This is a genomic window from Streptomyces sp. WZ-12 (genome assembly GCF_028898845.1).
Taxonomy (GTDB): domain Bacteria; phylum Actinomycetota; class Actinomycetes; order Streptomycetales; family Streptomycetaceae; genus Streptomyces.
Window position 1 is genome coordinate 7631008 of sequence record NZ_CP118574.1, and the last position, 16702, is coordinate 7647709.

20 protein-coding genes and 2 pseudogenes are annotated in these 16702 nt (G+C 74.9%); 14 read left to right on the top strand and 8 right to left on the bottom strand.

Annotation, left to right across the window (positions count from 1 at the left end; all coding sequences use genetic code 11):
* The 3 genes from PV796_RS33330 to PV796_RS33340 all read left to right on the top strand — a co-directional run bounded on the left by PV796_RS33330 (window position 1) and on the right by PV796_RS33340 (window position 1134).
* Complete coding sequence (locus PV796_RS33330) at window positions 1-261, top strand: acyl carrier protein (RefSeq protein WP_274917427.1); 261 nt, start codon at window positions 1-3, stop codon at window positions 259-261.
* Window positions 262-263: 2 nt separating this feature from the next.
* Window positions 264-740 (top strand): SRPBCC family protein, encoded by a 477-nt coding sequence (locus PV796_RS33335; RefSeq protein WP_274917429.1) that lies wholly within the window; start codon window positions 264-266, stop codon window positions 738-740.
* Window positions 741-801: 61 nt separating this feature from the next.
* Window positions 802-1134 carry a TcmI family type II polyketide cyclase gene (locus PV796_RS33340; RefSeq protein ID WP_274917431.1) on the top strand — a complete coding sequence of 111 codons (333 nt, stop codon included), beginning with the start codon at window positions 802-804 and terminating at the stop codon, window positions 1132-1134.
* A 108-nt stretch (window positions 1135-1242) separates the two neighbouring features.
* Here the strand turns inward: PV796_RS33340 and PV796_RS33345 are convergent, their stop codons facing one another.
* From PV796_RS33345 to PV796_RS33355, 3 genes are all read right to left on the bottom strand, one after another.
* The gene (locus PV796_RS33345; protein WP_274917432.1) at window positions 1243-2271 is read right to left on the bottom strand and encodes a methyltransferase; all 1029 of its coding nucleotides are present in this window, start codon (window positions 2269-2271) and stop codon (window positions 1243-1245) included.
* A 65-nt stretch (window positions 2272-2336) separates the two neighbouring features.
* Entirely contained in the window at window positions 2337-3485 is a 1149-nt protein-coding gene (locus PV796_RS33350; RefSeq protein ID WP_274917433.1) for a right-handed parallel beta-helix repeat-containing protein, read from the bottom strand.
* A gap of 332 nt (window positions 3486-3817) precedes the next feature.
* Window positions 3818-4651, bottom strand: coding sequence for a TetR/AcrR family transcriptional regulator (locus PV796_RS33355; RefSeq protein ID WP_274917435.1), 834 nt, complete (start codon window positions 4649-4651; stop codon window positions 3818-3820).
* A gap of 175 nt (window positions 4652-4826) precedes the next feature.
* Between PV796_RS33355 and PV796_RS33360 the strand changes: the two are divergent.
* A pseudogene (locus tag PV796_RS33360) lies at window positions 4827-5471 on the top strand (ATP-binding cassette domain-containing protein); the annotation flags it as partial.
* 38 nt (window positions 5472-5509) lie between these two features.
* A complete protein-coding gene (locus PV796_RS33365; RefSeq protein WP_274917436.1) occupies window positions 5510-6391 on the top strand; it encodes a siderophore-interacting protein in 882 nt (293 codons plus the stop codon).
* Window positions 6392-6396: 5 nt separating this feature from the next.
* Here the strand turns inward: PV796_RS33365 and PV796_RS33370 are convergent, their stop codons facing one another.
* A complete protein-coding gene (locus PV796_RS33370) occupies window positions 6397-7173 on the bottom strand; it encodes an alpha/beta fold hydrolase (RefSeq protein WP_274917438.1) in 777 nt (258 codons plus the stop codon).
* Between the two features lie 257 nt (window positions 7174-7430).
* On the opposite strand from PV796_RS33370, the gene PV796_RS33375 reads away from it, so the two are divergent.
* Together PV796_RS33375 and PV796_RS33380 are read left to right on the top strand one after the other, a co-directional pair.
* Window positions 7431-7610: a hypothetical protein gene (locus PV796_RS33375; protein ID WP_274917439.1), complete on the top strand. Its 180-nt coding sequence runs from the start codon at window positions 7431-7433 to the stop codon at window positions 7608-7610.
* Between the two features lie 62 nt (window positions 7611-7672).
* A complete protein-coding gene (locus tag PV796_RS33380) occupies window positions 7673-8074 on the top strand; it encodes a hypothetical protein (protein ID WP_274917440.1) in 402 nt (133 codons plus the stop codon).
* Window positions 8075-8081: 7 nt separating this feature from the next.
* Here the strand turns inward: PV796_RS33380 and PV796_RS33385 are convergent, their stop codons facing one another.
* Entirely contained in the window at window positions 8082-8828 is a 747-nt protein-coding gene (locus tag PV796_RS33385) for a CDP-alcohol phosphatidyltransferase family protein (RefSeq protein ID WP_446750647.1), read from the bottom strand.
* A 121-nt stretch (window positions 8829-8949) separates the two neighbouring features.
* Here PV796_RS33385 and PV796_RS33390 point away from each other — a divergent pair, with 121 nt between their 5' ends.
* The 5 genes and pseudogenes from PV796_RS33390 to PV796_RS33410 form a co-directional block, all read left to right on the top strand.
* Window positions 8950-9948, top strand: a complete 999-nt coding sequence (locus PV796_RS33390; RefSeq protein ID WP_274919339.1) for a zinc-dependent alcohol dehydrogenase — start codon at window positions 8950-8952, stop codon at window positions 9946-9948.
* 36 nt (window positions 9949-9984) lie between these two features.
* Window positions 9985-10383: a 6-pyruvoyl trahydropterin synthase family protein gene (locus PV796_RS33395; protein WP_274917441.1), complete on the top strand. Its 399-nt coding sequence runs from the start codon at window positions 9985-9987 to the stop codon at window positions 10381-10383.
* A 19-nt stretch (window positions 10384-10402) separates the two neighbouring features.
* Window positions 10403-11512, top strand: a complete 1110-nt coding sequence (locus PV796_RS33400; RefSeq protein WP_274917442.1) for a glycosyltransferase family 4 protein — start codon at window positions 10403-10405, stop codon at window positions 11510-11512.
* On the top strand, window positions 11509-12381 hold the full coding sequence (locus tag PV796_RS33405; protein ID WP_274919340.1) for an SAM-dependent methyltransferase: 873 nt from the start codon (window positions 11509-11511) through the stop codon (window positions 12379-12381). Before PV796_RS33400 ends, PV796_RS33405 begins: the two co-directional genes overlap by 4 nt.
* A pseudogene (locus tag PV796_RS33410) lies at window positions 12381-13211 on the top strand (lysylphosphatidylglycerol synthase domain-containing protein); the annotation flags it as partial. The gene PV796_RS33405 and the pseudogene PV796_RS33410, both read left to right, overlap by 1 nt.
* On the opposite strand, the gene PV796_RS42460 reads toward PV796_RS33410, so the two are convergent.
* The gene (locus PV796_RS42460) at window positions 13125-14150 is read right to left on the bottom strand and encodes a RibD family protein (RefSeq protein ID WP_446750648.1); all 1026 of its coding nucleotides are present in this window, start codon (window positions 14148-14150) and stop codon (window positions 13125-13127) included. The pseudogene PV796_RS33410 and the gene PV796_RS42460 overlap by 87 nt on opposite strands.
* Window positions 14134-15030 carry a creatininase family protein gene (locus PV796_RS33420; protein ID WP_274917444.1) on the bottom strand — a complete coding sequence of 299 codons (897 nt, stop codon included), beginning with the start codon at window positions 15028-15030 and terminating at the stop codon, window positions 14134-14136. The genes PV796_RS42460 and PV796_RS33420 overlap by 17 nt, the downstream gene beginning before the upstream one ends.
* A 3-nt stretch (window positions 15031-15033) precedes the next feature.
* Between PV796_RS33420 and ribA the strand changes: the two genes are divergently transcribed.
* Together ribA and PV796_RS33430 are read left to right on the top strand one after the other, a co-directional pair.
* Complete coding sequence (gene ribA / locus PV796_RS33425) at window positions 15034-15681, top strand: GTP cyclohydrolase II (RefSeq protein WP_274917445.1); 648 nt, start codon at window positions 15034-15036, stop codon at window positions 15679-15681.
* A gap of 139 nt (window positions 15682-15820) precedes the next feature.
* Window positions 15821-16261: an SPW repeat protein gene (locus tag PV796_RS33430; protein ID WP_274917446.1), complete on the top strand. Its 441-nt coding sequence runs from the start codon at window positions 15821-15823 to the stop codon at window positions 16259-16261.
* A 116-nt stretch (window positions 16262-16377) separates the two neighbouring features.
* On the opposite strand, the gene PV796_RS33435 is transcribed toward PV796_RS33430, so the two are convergent.
* Window positions 16378-16524 carry a hypothetical protein gene (locus tag PV796_RS33435; protein ID WP_274917447.1) on the bottom strand — a complete coding sequence of 49 codons (147 nt, stop codon included), beginning with the start codon at window positions 16522-16524 and terminating at the stop codon, window positions 16378-16380.
* Window positions 16525-16702 lie beyond the last annotated feature (178 nt).

Consider the following 16702-nt stretch of genomic DNA (forward strand, 5'->3'; position numbering starts at 1 on the left):
ATGACCGCTCAACTGACCCTCGACGGGCTGGCCACGCTGATGAAGTCGGCCGCCGGCCTGACCGTCGATCCGGAGGAGATGGCGAACCGGCCCGAGGTGACCTTTGCCGAGTACGGCCTGGATTCGCTGGGTCTGCTCGGCATCGTGGGCGAGCTGGAGAACCGGTTCGGCCGCCCGTTGCCCCCCGACGCCGAACGCGCCAAGACGCCGCGCGACTTCCTCGACCTCGTCAACACCGACCCCGTCACGACAGGAGCCTGAACATGTCCGGCCACACCGAGAACGAGATCACCATCGCCGCCCCGCTCAGCCTCGTCTGGGAGATGACCAACGACCTGGAGAACTGGCCCCGCCTCTTCAGCGAGTACGCCTCGGTCGAGGTGCTGTCCCAGGAGGGCGACACCACGACGTTCCGGCTGACCATGCACCCCGACGAGCAGGGGCAGGTCTGGAGCTGGGTCTCCGAACGGACCCCGGACCGCGGTGCGTTGACCGTCCGCGCCCGCCGGGTGGAGACCGGCCCGTTCAAGTTCATGGACATCTTCTGGAAGTACAAGGAGATCCCCGGCGGCACGTCGATGCACTGGACCCAGGACTTCGCCATGAAGGCCGAGGCCCCGGTCGACGACAAGGGCATGACCGCGCACATCAACCGCAACTCCCGGATCCAGATGGAGCTCATCCGGGACCGGATCGAGCAGCGGGACCGCGAGCTGCGCGCCGCCGCCCCGGCCAACTGAAGGCCCCGTCAGCCCGATGCGGACCGCCCGCCGCCCGGCGGCAACGAAGGGAACCTCCCCGATGCACAACGCTCTGATCGTCGCCCGGATGAAGCCCGGGTCGGCTCCCGACATCGCCGAGATCTTCGCGGACTCGGACCGGACGGAGCTGCCCCACTTGGTGGGCGTCAACCGGCGGACGCTGTTCCAGTTCGGTGAGGTGTACCTGCACCTCATCGAGTCCGACCTCCCGCCCGGCCCGGAGATCGCCAAGGCGCACCAGCACCCGGAGTTCCAGGCCATCAGCCGGAAGTTGTCCTCGTACGTCAGCGCGTACGACCCGGCGACCTGGCGCAGTCCGAAGGACGCGATGGCCCGCGAGTTCTACCGCTGGGAGCGGGACGGCGCCGGCTGATCCGCAGCGGCTCCCAGCGGCCGGCCTCTCCGTCGTGTCCCGCGGGGAGGCCGCCGCCGTATGACGGTACGGCCCGCTTCCGAGCGGGCCGTACCGTCATACGGGGTGTCAGGCGGGGACGGTGCATTCGAAGGCGTGCAGATACGGGTTGACGACGAGGATGTCGTGGACCAGCAGTCCGGCCTCGGAGATGTGCCGGACCAGGCTCTCCTTGGTGTGCTTGGCCCCGCCGACGTTCAACAGCAGCAGCAGGTCCATGGCGGTGGTGAACTTCATCGACGGGCTGTCGTCGACGAGGTTCTCGATGATCACGACCCGGGCACCGGGGCGGGCCGCCTCGATGACCCTGCCCAGTGTGCGGCGGGTGCTGTCGTCGTCCCATTCCAGGATGTTCTTGATGATGTAGAGGTCGGCCTCGACGGGGATGTCCGTGCGGCAGTCGCCGGGCACGATCCGGGCCCGTTCGGCGAGCGGGCCGCCGTCGCGCAGCCGGGGGTCGGCGTCGGCCACGACGGACGGCAGGTCGAGCAACGTGCCGTGCAGGGAGGGGTACTTCTCCAACAGGCCGGCCACGACGTGGCCTTGGCCGCCGCCGATGTCCGCGACCGACGACACCCCGGTGAGGTCGAGGAGTTCGACGAGGTCGCGGGCCGACTGCTTGCTGGAGGTGGTCATCGCCCGGTCGAAGACCTGGGCGGACTCCTGGGCGTCCTGGTGGAGGTAGTCGAAGAAGCCCTTGCCGTAGAGGTCCTCGACGACGCCGCGGCCGGAGCGCACCGCGTCGTCCAGCCGCGGCCACGCGTCCCAGGTCCATGGCTCGGTGCACCACAGCGAGATGGCGCGCAGGCTGTTGGGGGTGTCCTCGCGCAGCAGCCGGGACATCTCGGTGTGGGTGAAGCTGCCGTCCTCGGTCTCCTCGAAGATCCCGTAGCAGGCCAGCGTCCGCAACAGCCGTTGCAGCGGCCGGGGTTCGGTGCCCACCGAGGCGGCCAGTTTGTCCGATGTGGTGGGCTCGTCGCCCAGCGCGTCGGGCACGCCGAGCCGGGCGGCGGCGCGGACGGCCGCCGCACACGCGGCGCCGAAGATGAGTTCTCGAAGCCGCATGGCGGGCTGGGGGGTGGGGCTCACGGTGGTCATTCCGTCTCTCTTCTCCCGTTGCGTTCCCAAGGGGGCCGCGGTCGTGTCCGTGGTTGTCGGCACGGTTAGGGGCACAGGCCGGGCGGCCTGGAGGTCCGGCAGGCGTTGTCGACGAAGACGTTGCCCTGACCGGCCGGATCGGCGTTGATCAGGTCCGCCGGGACGTTGCGCAGCACCACGTTGTCGCGGATGAGATTGCGGTTGTTGGCGGCCTTGACGAAGCTGCGGAAGAGCACCACGCCGCCCGACATCGGCGAGGTGCCGACGTTGTCGCGGACCAGGTTGTGCTGGACCAGCGAGTCCTCGGTGCCGGTGAGGACCACGCCGATGCCCTGGAGGAAGGGCAGCCGCTTGGTCGCCGGGCAGAACTTGTTGTTCCGCAGGACCTCGTTGTCCCGGACCGTGACCGCGCCGGCCGGGGGCCGGTTCTCGTCGCCGACCACGAACACGCCGCCGCAGTTGCCGAGCACGGTGTTGTGGGCGATCAGCAGGTTCCGCACCCGGCGGGCGGTGATGCCGATGCGGTTGCCGCCCAGCCGGTTCTCCAGCAGCAGGGTGCCGCGGGTGTCGAGGCCGGGGGCCTCCTCGTTGGCCGTGTTGGCCAGGAAGATGCCGGCGTCGCCGTTGTCCGTGGCGAGGTTGTCGCGGAGCACGCTGTGCACGGACTTCTCCACGCCGATGCCCCACTGGCCGTTGCGCCGCGCGGCGACGTGGTGGATCGTCAGCCCCTCGGTGCCGGAGGCCCAGATCCCGTTGTGCCGGAAACCCTCGACGGTCAGCGACCGGAGGTGGACGTCGGTGAGCGGGCCGCCGGGGGCGCCGGGAGCGCCGGCGATGCAGATGCCGTCGCCGGCCGCGTCGCAGGTGGGCGCCGCCTGCGCGGGGGGTGCGGTGGGCGGGGTGGGCGCGGCGGTGGGGGTGAGCGGCGGGGCGAGCACGGTATGACCGTCGGTTCCCCGGAGCATCAGGTGGGACTTGTTGATCCGCACGTTCTCGCGGTAGACGCCGGGGAGCAGCACCACGGTGTCGCCGGGGCGGGCCGCGTCCACCGCACGCTGGATCGATTCCCCGGGCCGGACGACGAGGACCCCCTCGTCCTGGTCCGGCACGGCGTGGGACGGCGGGGCCGCACCGAGTACGCCGGCCAGGACCGCCGCCGCGCAGCCCAGGCGGGTCATTCGCCGTGACCCGCGGGACATCTGTCGTAGTGCCATGAGCCGAAGCTATGGGCGATCACCGGTGCTCGCCACATGTGGTAGCCCGATGAACACGGTGTGCGGCGCTCAACTGTCCCGGGGCGGACGGGGGTCGGGGGAGCGGGGTGCGGGGGGTGGCGGGCGGTGCGCGCGGTGGCCGACCGCGGATCAGCCGCCGGGCCCGGCCCCGGATCGGACGGAGCGTCAGCCGGCTCGCTCGGCGGTGCCTCTCCCAGCAGGGCCGCGAGGCTGGCGGGCAGGAACCACGGGCGGAGGCGTGGGACGGTCACGGATGGACAACGCCGGCGCGCGGCCGGACGACACCGCCCGCGCTGCTCCCGTCCGCTTCATCACTCCAACGGCCCCCGCGCCGGCGGCGTCGCGGACCGTCGGGCGACGGTGGTCTCGATGCCGTCCAGGAGCACCGCGAGGCCGGCCTCGAAGGTCATGCGCGCCTCGCGCTCCAGGTAGGACTCGCCGGAGTCCGCCTCGGGTGGCGGGGAGGCGCCCTCGGTTTCCAGGCGGACCAACAGCGGGAAGCGCTCGGCGAAGTCGGGGACGACCTCGGTCAGGGTGCCGGCGCGGGCCTGCCACCAGTCCTCGTCGGTGACGCCGGTGGCGGCCGCCGCCTGCCGGGACTCGGCGGCGGTCCGGGCGGCGCCGCGGACGAAGTGGGACAGCAGGCCGACGATCCGGCGGAGCGTGGTGGGGTCCAACTCCGTGGCGTACAGCACCCGTAGCAGGGTCTCCAGGGAGGCGTACTCGTTGGGGCCCAGGACCGGGCGCGCCTGGGAGACCTGGAGCACCCAGGGGTGGCGCAGGGAGAACGCCCAGGAGTCGGCGGCCCAGGACGTGACCGCCGAGCGCCAGCCGGGCGTCAGGTCGTAGTCGGTGGGGAGCTCGGCCAACACCCGGTCGTACATCAGGTCCACCAGCTCGGACTTGCCGGGGACGTAGGTGTAGAGCGCCATGGCCGTGCGGCCCAGCCGCTCGCCGACGGTGCGCATCGACAGCGCGGCCATGCCCTCCGCGTCGGCCACCGCGATGCCCGCGTCGATGATCGCCTCGATGGTCAGTGCCGGCTTGGGGCCCCGGGGGGCGCGGGTCCGGCCGCCGTCGTCCTTCGTGCGCCACAGCAGGGAGAGGGATCGGCGGGGGTCGCCCTGGCCCGCGAATACCACCAACTTGCCACTCCTTAGGGTGTAAAGCTATTGTCCTCGACCTCACTCTTTATGGCGTAAGGATATCAGGGGGCGAGTCATGGAATCCGAGCAGGGCAGGGGAGCGCGGGCCCCTTCGCGGCAGTGGGTCGCCGCGGACGGGCACGACGTCATCGAGGTCCGGGGTGCCCGGGAGAACAATCTGGCCGGGATTTCCGTCGACATTCCCAAGCGGCGACTGACGGTCTTCACCGGGGTCTCCGGATCGGGGAAGTCCTCGCTGGTCTTCGGCACCGTCGCCGCCGAGTCGCAGCGGCTGATCAACGAGACGCACAGCGCCTTCGTGCAGTCCTTCCTGCCGAACCGGCGCCGCGAGGTGCTGGCCATGTCCGTGGCCGAGGCGCGGGAGTTCTTCCCCACCGGGCGGGCCCGCGCCGTCCTCGACCGGCTCCAGGACGTCGGCCTCGGCTACCTCGGCCTGGGCCAGCCGCTCACCACCCTCTCCGGCGGCGAACGGCAGCGGCTCAAACTCGCCGTCCACATGGCCGAGCAGGGGGCCGTCTACATCCTGGACGAACCCACCACCGGCCTCCACCTCGCCGATGTGGACCAACTCCTGCGCCTGCTGGACCGGTTGGTGGACGACGGCAACACCGTCCTCGTCATCGAGCACCACCAGGCGGTGATGGCGCACGCCGACTGGCTCGTCGACCTCGGACCGGGCGCCGGCCACGACGGCGGCCGGGTCGTCTTCACCGGCACCCCGCGCGAACTCGTCGAGCGCGGAACGTCCCTGACGGCACACCACCTCCGGCAGTACCTCGGCGCCACCCCGGGTCGCTGATCCCACCGCCCACCCGCCCCTCGTCACCGGGAGTTCCCATGACAGCCCTGACCGTCGCGCACCTCCGCGTCACCGACGTCCGACGGATCACCCCGCGCATGGCGCGCATCACCTTCACCGGGGACGGCCTCGACACCCTCCCCACCTGGCCCGACCAGCAGCTGAAACTCCTCTTCCCGCGGCCCGGCCAGCGCGCACCCCGGCTGCCGGAGGCGCCCGGCGACGACGCGATGCGCTGGTACCAGGCGTTCCTCGCGCTGCCCGAGGACGAACGGCCGGTGATGCGCAGCTACACGGTGCGCGCCCACGATCCCGAACGGCGGCGGATCACCGTCGACTTCGTGCTGCACGGCCACCGTGGCGCGCACGAGGAGGCCGGCCCGGCCACCCGTTGGGCGGCCACCGCGCGCGTGGGCGACACCCTCGCCCGTTACGGGCCGGCCGCCGAGTACGCCCGGCCGCTGCCGCTCGACGCCCCGGGCCTGATCCTGCTCGCCGGCGACGAGACCGCGCTGCCGGCCATCGGTTCGCTCGCCGAGGCGCTGCCGGCCACCGCCCGCGCGGTGGCCTGGATCGAGGTTGCGGACGGGGCCGAGGAGCAGCCGCTGCCGACCCGCGCCGACCTCACCGTCCACTGGGTCCACCGGGACCGCGCCCCGGCCGGTGCGGACGGCGCGCTGCTCACCGCCGTCCGCGCGGCCCGCCTCCCCGAGGAACCGGCCTTCGCCTGGCTGGCCGGTGAGGCCGGCGCGGTCCGCGGGCTGCGCCGCCATCTGCTCGCCGAGCGCGGCCTGGACGCCCGCCGGATCGACTTCACCGGCTACTGGCGCCGCCGCCTCAGCCAGGACGACGCCCCCACCGAGGAGGACCTCGCCGAGGCCCGGGAGCGGGTCGCGGCGGCCAGGGAACAGGCCGGCTGAGCCCGCTACCCCAGGCGGCGGCCCTCGCCGGCCGCCGCCCGGACCAGCACCTCCGTCAGTTCACCGGGCCGCGAGAGCATCGGATAGTGCCCGGTGTCCAGGTCGAAGTAGCCGACCTTGGGGTCGGTCAGCCGGGCGGAGCGCGGGTCGCCGGCGGCCACCAGGGCCTTCACCAGCGCGATGCCGGTCCCGTTGGCGGTGCAGAAGATTCCGGTGCCCGGCAGGTCGAGCGCCCCGCCGGTCAGTCGGAGCGGCCGGGTCATGGTGGCCAGCGGTTGGGGCGCCGCCAGCCGCGCCAGCCGCTCCCGATCGGCCGCCGAGACCCCGGCGAGCGAGCCCCACAACTCCTCGTCGTCCAGCGGCGGGGGCGGCGCGAGATGTCCCCCGCCCAGCTCCGCGGCGCGGCGCAACCACCGGTCCCGCACGGCCGGATCGGGCATCACATCGACGCCCGCGTCGCCGTCCGAGGGCAGCCCGCCGTCCAGGTAGACCATCGAACCCACCCGCCCGACGCGGCGGTCCGCGGCGCCCAGCAACGGGTGCAGGCCGTAGCAGTGCCCCACCAGCACCGCCTCGTGGACGTCCTCGTGGTCCAGGACCTGCACCACGTCCTCGATGTGCGTCTCCAGGTCCGTGTCGGGGCCGGCCAGATGGCGCCGGTCGCCCATCCCCGTCAACGTCACCGGGTGCGCGCTGTGCCCCCGTTCCCGTAGGAGCGCGGCCACCTCCCGCCAGATCCAGCCACCGGTATACCCGCCCGACACCAGGACGAATGCGGTCATGACGCGTGCTCCTCCACAACGGTCCGCAGCGCGGTCGCCGGGAGCGGCGGCCACAGGTCCGGGCACCGTAGAAGCTCCCGCAGCGGCAGGTTCAAGGGCGCAAGTGCCCGGCGCGGGCCCGCGATTCGGCACCCCCGGCGGGCCCGTCGGTCGCGCCCCGCCCGTTCAACCCGACGGGTCCTTCGTCTACAGTTGGGGAATTCCCCTGTTCAACGAATGAACGCGATGGCCACTTGGCCTGAACGCGGAGGGCGTGCGTGGGCGGTTTCGTCGAGTCGGTACGGGAACGGGTGCGCGCGGCACGGGCCGCCGGCGACCCCGACGCGCTGGCCATGGCGGAGGACGAACTCGACGACGCGCTGCGGACCGCGGACAGCGTCGGTATCGACCCGGACCGCGGCGCCGGCGGCCCCTCCCGGGGCGGGGCGGCACAGTGAGCGACGCGGCACCGCGCCGGGGCTCCGCGGGAGCCGGCACCACCGGAGCCGGGTGACCGCCGATGTCCGCCGCACCACGACGCAAGGGACCGCCGCCGTGGCGTGCGGTCCGCTCCCGCACCTGCATACCCACCGACACCGGGTCGGACTGCCGGGGCCGCCGCCACCTCGGCCGCGGCCCGCTGCGCCGGGCCCGCGGGCACGGGCGGACCTGCCCCGAGATCGCCGCCCGGCGCCGCACCTCGCCGCGCTGCGGCGTCCGCCGGGCCCGGGCCACCGCCGTCCGCCCCGGCACCCGGCTGGCGCGACTGCCCGCCACCGTCCTGGTGCCGCACCGGATCGTGGCCTACGAGGCGGCCCGCCGCAGCCTGTGGATACGGGTGCTGCTGCACATCGCGGTGACCAACCTGGTGCTGCTGTTCCTGGCGCTGGTCGTCTACTTGGGACGGCACGCCGGGACCTGACGCGCGGCTACGCCGCGGTGCCGGCACCCCCGCCGGCCGCCCGCCCCCTGGTCCGCCACAGCCACCCCACGTCCCGCCCGAACGACCACACCAGCAGCGCCAGCGCCCCCGCCACCGCCCCCAGCGCCAGCCCCCGCGGCGCCACGCCGGTGCCCGCCGCCACCAGCACCACGCCCTGGACCGCGGCCACCGTCTTGCGGGCCGTGCTCGGTGGCAGCGGCGCCCGCAGCCACGGCAGCGCCCAGGACGCCGCGACGAACAGATAGCGCAGCGCCCCGATGGCCAGCACCCACGGGCCCAGCGGCACCGCGACGTAGACGCAGAGCACCAGGATCAGGAACGCGTCGACCTCCATGTCGAACCGCGCACCCAGCGCCGTCGCCGTCCCGGTGCGCCGGGCCACCCGGCCGTCCACCGCGTCCAGCAGCAGCGCGACCGCGGCCAGCCCGACCAGCACCGTCACCGGGGCCCGCCGGGCGAAGGAGTCGGCGACCAGCGCGGTCACCCCGCCGACCAGGGTGGCCCGGGCCAGCGTGACGCGGTTGGCCGGCCCGAACGAGGGCAGCCAGGAACCGCGCAGCGCCCGGGTGAGCGCCGCCCAGGTGCCCACCGCGAAGACGGCCCCGGTCAGCCAGCCGACGGGGCCCAGCCCGACCACCCGGTAGAGCACCGCCAGCAGCACCAGCTGTGCGAGCGGGCCGGCCGCCCGGTCCGGGGCGAACGGCCGTGTCCGATACCGCTGTTGTACGGCCACCGCGCCTCCCTCCACACTGTGGCGGAGCCGGAGGGCGCCGCGTATCGTGACGGCGTCGCCGGGCCCCGGCACGCGTTGCTCAGCATTCATGACGCAGCGCCGCACCGTCCAGGAGGGTTCGTTGCCGCGCGTCGCCCAGGCCCTCTGGCTCAGTGCCCCAGGCCGCGGTGAGATCAGGGCGGCCCCGCTGCCGCCGCCCGGCACCGACGAGGTGCTGGTGCGCACGCTCTACTCCGGGGTGAGTCGGGGCACCGAGAGCCTGGTCTTCCGCGGCGGTGTCCCGGAGAGCCAACACGCGGCGATGCGGGCGCCGTTCCAGGAGGGGGAGTTCCCGGCGCCGGTCAAGTACGGGTACCTGAACGTGGGCGTGGTGGAGGAGGGGCCCGCCGCGCTCCGCGGCCGCACCGTCTTCTGTCTCTATCCGCACCAGACCCACTACGTCGTCCCGGCGCGCGCCGTCACCCCCGTCCCGGAGGCGGTGCCGGCGGCGCGCGCCGTCCTCGCCGGCACCGTCGAGACCGCGGTGAACGCCGTGTGGGACGCCGCGCCGCTGCTCGGCGACCGGATCGCGGTGGTCGGCGGGGGCATGGTCGGGTCGGCGGTCGCCGCCCTGCTGGCCCGATACCCGGCCGCGCGGGTGCAGTTGGTCGACGCCGATCCGGCGCGGGCCGCCACCGCGGCGGCGTTGGGCGTCCCGTTCGCGCTGCCCGGTGACGCCCGCGGCGACTGTGACCTCGTGGTGCACGCCAGCGCCACCGAGGAGGGCCTGACGCGCGCCCTCGAACTCCTCGCCCCGGAAGGCACGGTGATCGAGCTGAGCTGGTACGGCGACCGCCGGGTGGTCCTGCCGCTCGGGGAGTCCTTCCACTCCCGCCGGCTCACCGTCCGCGGCAGCCAGGTGGGCGCGATCGCCCCGGCCCGGCGCGACCGGCGGTCCTTCGCCGACCGGCTCGGGCTCGCCCTCGAACTGCTCGCCGATCCCGCCTTCGACGCGCTGATCACCGGCGAGTCCGCCTTCGCCGAACTACCGGCGGTGCTCGCGCGGTTGGCCTCCGGCACGCTCCCGGCGCTCTGCCACCGCATCCGCTATCCGGCCGCCGACGCCCCCGCGCCCCCGTAGGTACCCTCGCCGACCGCGACACCTGGAGGAACCCCCGTGTTCAGCATCACCGTCCGCGACCACCTGATGGTCGCGCACAGCTTCCGCGGCGCGGTCTTCGGGCCCGCCCAGCGTCTGCACGGCGCCACCTACGTCGTGGACGCCGCCTTCCGCCGCCCCGAGTTGGACGCCGACAACATCGTCGTCGACATCGGCCTGGCCACCCGGGAGCTCGGCGCGGTGGTCGCCGAGCTCACCTACCGCAACCTCGACGACGAACCCGCCTTCGCCGGCGTCAACACCTCGACCGAGGCGCTGGCCAGGGTCATCGCCGACCGGCTCGCCGACCGGGTGCACGCCGGCAACCTCGGCGAGGGCGCCCGCGCGCTGGCCGGCATCACCGTCACCCTGCACGAATCCCATATCGCCTGGGCCAGTTACGAGCGCACGCTGTGACCCGGCGCGGGACCGTCCGGTGACCCGGCCCGGGCCGGCCGGCCCGCGGGTGGTGCACGCCGTCCTGCCCGGCGGCGTCGCCGACCCCGCGGCGCCCAGCGGCGGCAACGCCTACGACCTGCGGGTCTGCCACGACCTGCCGGCGCTGGGCTGGCGCGTCCACCGCCATCCGGTGCCCGGCTCCTGGCCGCGCCCGGACGCGACCGCGACCGCCGAACTGGCCGGCCTGCTAGCCCGGTTACCGGACGGCGCGGTGGTGCTGCTGGACGGCCTGGTGGCCTGCGGGGTGCCCGAGGCACTGGAGCCGGCGGCGGCCCGGCTGCGGCTCGCCGTCCTGGTCCATCTGCCGCTGGCCGACGAGACCGGGCTCGCCCCCGACACCGCCGCCCGGCTCGACGGCCGCGAACGGCGGGCCCTGCGCACCGTCCACGCGGTGCTCGCCACCAGCGACTGGACGGCCCGCCGGATCCGCGCCTGCCACGGTCCCGGACTGCCGCCGGTGACCGTCGCCCGGCCCGGCGTCGACCCGGCGCCGCTCGCCCAGGGGACCGACGGCGCCGGCGGGCTGCTGTGCGTGGCGTCGCTGACCCCGCGCAAGGGCCACCGCCGCCTGGTCGACGCCCTGGCCGCCGTCGCCGACGCGCCGTGGACCTGCACCTTCGTCGGCGGCGGACGCGACACTGCATGTGCGACCCAACTACGCTCGAAGGTGCAGGAGTTGGGCCTGGCAGGCCGGATCCGGTTCGCCGGGCCGCGGATCGGCGCCGCACTGGCGGCCCATTACGCCGCCGCCGACCTGTTCGTGCTCGCCTCGCACGCCGAGCCCTACGGGATGGTGCTGACCGAGGCGTTGGCGCGCGGGGTCCCGGTGCTGGCGACGGCCGTCGACGGGATACCGGAGGCCGTCGGGCGGGCCCCGAACGGCGCCGTGCCCGGACTGCTGGTCCCGCCCGGCGAACCGGCCGCGCTGGTGGCCGCGTTGCGCACCTGGTGCGGCGATCCGGAAGCGCGGCGGCGATTAACGGCCGCGGCGCACGGCCGTCGTGCCATGCTGGAGAGGTGGGAGACGACGTCGCACACCCTGGCCGGAGCGCTGGAACGACTGCGGACCGCACCGCCGGACCGCTGACGCGGCTGACCGGCAGCCCCCGGTTCTGCCCGCAGTGGCTCCAGTTGCGGGAGCGGGCGGACGATGCGGCCCGCGCGCCGGAGCTGCTCCGCCCGCTGCGCGACCACCTCGCCGCGGCCCCCGCCCCGGAACGCTTCGGTGGCACGGACGGTCTGGTGATCCGGGACCTCGGCTGCGGCACGGCCGCGATGGGCCGCTGGCTCGCGGTCCGGCTGACCGGCCCCCAGCACTGGGTCCTCCAGGACCACGACCCGGTCCTGCTCGCCCAGGCCGCGCTGCGGATGCCGTCAACCGCCGCCGACGGCCGGCCCGTTACGGCCGTCACCGCCTACGGCGACATCGCCGGCCTGACCGCCGCCGCTCTCGCCGACACCTCCCTGGTCACCGCCTCCGCACTGCTCGACCTGCTGACCCGCGACGAGCTGGAGGCCGTCGCCGCGGCCTGCACGGGCGCCGGCTGCCCGGCGCTGCTGGTGCTCTCGGTCACCGGCCGGGTCGAACTCGCCCCGCCCGACCCGCTCGACGCCGCCCTCTCCGCCGCGTTCAACGCGCATCAGCGCCGGGCCGCGGGCGGTCGCCGGCTGCTGGGCCCGGACGCGGTCGCGGCGGCCACCGGGGCGTTCGTCCGGCGCGGGGCGCGGGTGATGGCGCGGTCCAGCCCCTGGCAACTGGGCGGGCCGGAGAGCGTGCTGACCGAGCGCTGGCTGCGCGGGTGGGTGGGAGCCGCCCGGGAGCAGCGGCCGGAGCTGGCCGCCGAGGCCGATGGGTATCTGCGGCGCCGGCTGGAGTCCTGTGCGGCGGGCGAGTTGGCGGTCGCCGTGCACCACACCGATCTGCTGGCGCTGCCGGGCGCCGCCGCCGTGGCCTGATGGTGCGCCGACTCTGGCCGTGGCTGCGGGCGTTCGGGGGCGTGGCGATCCTGGTCGGGCTGGTGTGGCGGTTCGGCTCCGCGGCGTTCCTGGACGGGCTGCGCCGGATCGACGCGGGCACCGTGGCCGCCGGCGCGGGGCTCGGCGCGCTGACGACCCTGGGCAGCGCCTGGCGGTGGTGCCTGGTGGCCCGCGGCCTGGGCCTGCGGCTCCCGTTGGGGCGGGCGGTGGCGGACTACTACCGGGCGCTGTTCCTGAACGCCGCGCTACCGGGCGGGGTGCTCGGCGACGTCCACCGGGCGGTGCGGCACGGGCGGGACGCCGGGGATGTGGGGCGGGGCGTGCGGGCCGTGGTGCTGGAACGGGCCGCGGGGCAGCTCGTGTTGGTGGTGGCCGGGGCGGCGGTGCTGGCCGTCCGGCCGTCGCCGGTGCGGACGGCGCTCGGCCGGGCGGTGGGCGCGCCGGCGGTCGCGGTGGGGTCCGCGCTGGTCGTGGTGGGCGCCCTGGGGGCGTGGCTGGTCGGGCGGGCGCGCCGGCGGCGGAACGGCCGCGGCGGCCGGGGCGCCGACGGCCCGCGGACCGGGTGGGCCGAGGCCCGGCGGACGTTGCCGGCGCGCGCCGTCTGGCCGGGTGTGGCGGTGTCGTCGCTGGCCGTCCTCGCCGGCTACGTGGGGACGTTCCTGTTGGCGGCCCGGGCCGCGGGCGTGCGGGCGCCGGTCGTGGTGCTGCTGCCGCTGGTGGTGCTAGCCCTGCTGGCCATGGCGCTGCCGCTGAACGTCGGCGGCTGGGGGCCGCGGGAGGGCGTCGCGGCCTGGGCCTTCGGCGCCGCCGGGCTGGGCGGCGCGCAGGGCCTGGCCACCGCGGTCGGCTACGGCGTGCTCGCGCTGGCCGCCGCCCTGCCCGGCGCCGGGGTGCTGTTGGTCCGCTGGGTCGCACGGCTGCGCGCCGCCCGTCGCCCGGAGGTCGAGCGCGAAGAGGGTGTCCGCGCCGAGCCCGGTGCGCCGGACCGGCGGGCGTAGCGCCCGGCGCATCACCGGCGTGCCGGGGAACCGCAGTCCCGGAACGCCGTCACCGAGCAGGACCGGCGCCACGGTCAGATACAGCCGGTCCAGCGCGCCCGCGCTCAGGAACCGCGAGACGGTGACCCCGCCGCCCTCGATCAGCAGCCGGCCCAGGCCGCGCGCCGCCAGCGCCGTCCGCAGCCGCGCCGGGGCGAACGCGTCCCGGTCCGGCAGCGCCAGCACCTCGACCCCGTCCCTGACGCGCCCCGCGGCCACCTCGGGGCCGACCACCCACAGCGTCGGCGCGGCCCCGTCGGTGAACACCCCTCGCGTCCGCGGCACCCGACCGCGCGGGTCGAGCACCACCCGCACCGGGTCCGGCCCGGGGCAGGCGCGGACGGTCAGCCGGGGGTCGTCGGCCACCGCCGTCCCGGCGCCCACCAGTACCGCGTCCGCCAGGGCCCGCAGCCGGTGCAGATGGCGGCGGTCCGCCTCCCCGGTGACGTAGTCCGCGTCGCCGGTGCGGGTCGCGATGAAGCCGTCCAGGCTCTGCCCGAGCTGGGCGAACGCCACGCGGGGGCCGGCCAGGCAGAGCGGGAGGTACCGCGCGGCGAGCTCCTGCGCCGCGGGCGTGGCCGGCCGCGACCAGTGGCCCGTGCCGTCGCCGTCGAGCCGCAGCCCGGCGGCCCCGGCACCGGTGGCGTCGCGGACCGTGAGCAGCGCCTCCCAGGCCGCGTCCGCGTCGAGCGGCTCAGGCGTCGGGGACACCGCACGCCTCCCGGTAGGCGTCGAACGCCTCGGCCAGCCCGGCGAGCAGCGCCGCGCCCTTCTCGGCGGAGGCCAGGGAGGGCGCGCCGATCACCCCTGAGGCGGTGTAGGCGGCCATGCCGAGGGTGAGCAGGTGCGGCCGCTCGTCGGCGCGGTGGTCGGCCGCGGCGTAGCCGTCCCGGACCACGTCGGGCCGGGCGTGCAGCAGGATCGAGGTCTCGGTCTCGCCGGCGTGCATGTCGGCGTGCGCGGGGGTGGCCAGGCCGGCGCGGGCGCGGGCCGCGGTCCAGTCCGCCGGGCCGGGGAAGAGCGCCATCCGGATCCCGTCGGCCGCCGAGGACTCCTGAACGACGTTGCGCAGCACGTAGTTTCCGCCGTGGCCGTTGACCAGCACCAGCGCGGTGAGGCCGGACCGCCAAAGCGATGCGGCGACATCGGTGACCACGGCGTGCAGGGTCCGCGCGGAGAGGCTGACGGTGCCGGGCCAGTCGGCGTGCTCGTGGGAGCAGGAGAGGGTCAGCGGCGGCAGCAGCAGCGCCTCGTGGCGGGCGGCGATCTCCTCGGCGACGGCGCAGGCGATCAGGGTGTCGGTGGTCAACGGCAGGTGGGCGCCGTGCTGTTCGAAGCTGCCGATGGGCAGCAGGGCCAGGGCGGGGCGTCGGGCGCGGACGTCCTCGGTGGTGTCGGTCGGCAGTCCGGGGGCCGGCCGCGTGGTGCGGGGGCGGCTCCGGTCCTCGGTGGGGGGACCCGGGCGTCCCGGTTCGGGCGTCGGCATCGGCGGCTCCGATCGGCAGCAATCCGGCGGTAGGGGGCGGAAGTTGACGATCCGGCGGCGGCCGGTGCGGGACCGCCGCGCGGGTCCGAACGTGGGTACGATCATGCCATGACGGACTCCGATGGCGCTGCCGAGGACCCGGACGTGCGACGGGTCGTGGAGGTCGAACTGCCCACCGCCTACGGTGCGTTCCGGGCGGTGGGCTATCTGGATCGTCGAACGGGGACGGAGCAAGTCGCCCTGGTCAAGGGGGAGTCGGCGGGCGAGCGGGTGCTCGCCCGGCTGCATTCGGAGTGTCTGACCGGAGAGGTCTTCGGGTCCCGGGCGTGCGAGTGCGGCGAGCAACTGGCCGCGGCCCTGCGGGCGATCGCCCAGGAGGGGCGCGGGGTGCTGGTCTACCTCCGGGGGCACGAGGGGCGCGGCATCGGCCTGTTGGCGAAGCTGCGGGTGATGCGGCTCCAACAGGACGACGGCCTGGACACGGTGGACGCGAACCTCGCGCTCGGGCTGCCGGTGGACGCCCGCGACTACCGCGCCGCGGCCGGAATCCTGCGCGACCTGGGCGTCCGCTCGGTGCGGCTGCTGTCGAACAACCCGCGCAAGGGCGAGGCGCTGCGGCGGTACGGCGTGGCGGTCGCCGAGCGGGTCCCACTGCTGGTGACGCCCGGTCCGGAGAACCTCCGCTACCTCCGCGCCAAACGGGAGCGGCTGGATCACGACCTGCCGCATCTGGGCGGTGTCCCGGGCCTGCCCTGAGCGGCGGTGCCACCCGCCGGATCCGGTCAGATTCTCATCGGGCACCTCTACACATAAAGGCGACATAAGCGCAAAATAAAGGTGCGCGGCTGATGCCACGCACAGCGGCCCCGACGCGTGATCGAAGGAGGCGAGTCGTATGGCCGACGTCTCACACCCCAGGGGAGATCTCGCCGGTCACCCCGATGCTTCCGAGATGAGAGCCCGGTTCGAGCGGACGCTCGGCGGGCGGGACGTGGTGCTCGTCGACGGGCCGGTGTTCCTGGTCGGCCTGTACTGCGCGGTATCCCCATGGGTCGTGCACTTCGCGGCCTCGCAACCGGCGTTGAGGACCCACAACCTCATCGTCGGCATCGCGATCGCCCTGCTGGCCATCGGGTTCACCGTCACCCCTGAGCGCATGTACGGCCTGAGCGGCGCGATGTGCGCGATCGGCGCCTGGCTGATCATCTCGCCCTGGGTCGTCGGGCGCGGGCCCGACGCCGGGGTCATCTGGAACAACGTCGTCATCGGCGCCCTGACGTTCCTGCTGGGCGCGCTGTGCGTCGCCGTGGCATCGAGGAGCCGCCGCATCACCTAGGGGCACACCCGCTCGGGGCGTGTCATGAACCACCGGCCCGCTTGCCCTTCGAAAGCCCCAAAGCGACGGCAGGCGGGCCGGCCATGTCCGGCGGCGTGCGGAAGGTCCCCGCGCGGCTACCGGCGGTGGTCGCGGGCGGGCGGTGCGACGAGTTGGCCGGCGACCCCGGCCAGCACCAGTCCGCCCGCCAGGATCAGCCCATGCGCCAGCGCCACGCCGGTGACCAGGACCGCGAGCGCGGTGGTCAGTATCAGCCAGACCACCCCGCGCCGGAGCGGCGCCGCGGGGGCCGCCGTCGTCCGTGCGGGCGGGTAGGGGGCGGCGTCGGGCGGGAACTCTTCCGCGAGGTCGCGGAGTTGACGGTCGTCGTCGGGGGACAGGGGACGTCCCTCCTCTCCCGGTGGTACTGCCGGTCATGCCGAACGGGCAGATGGCGAATGA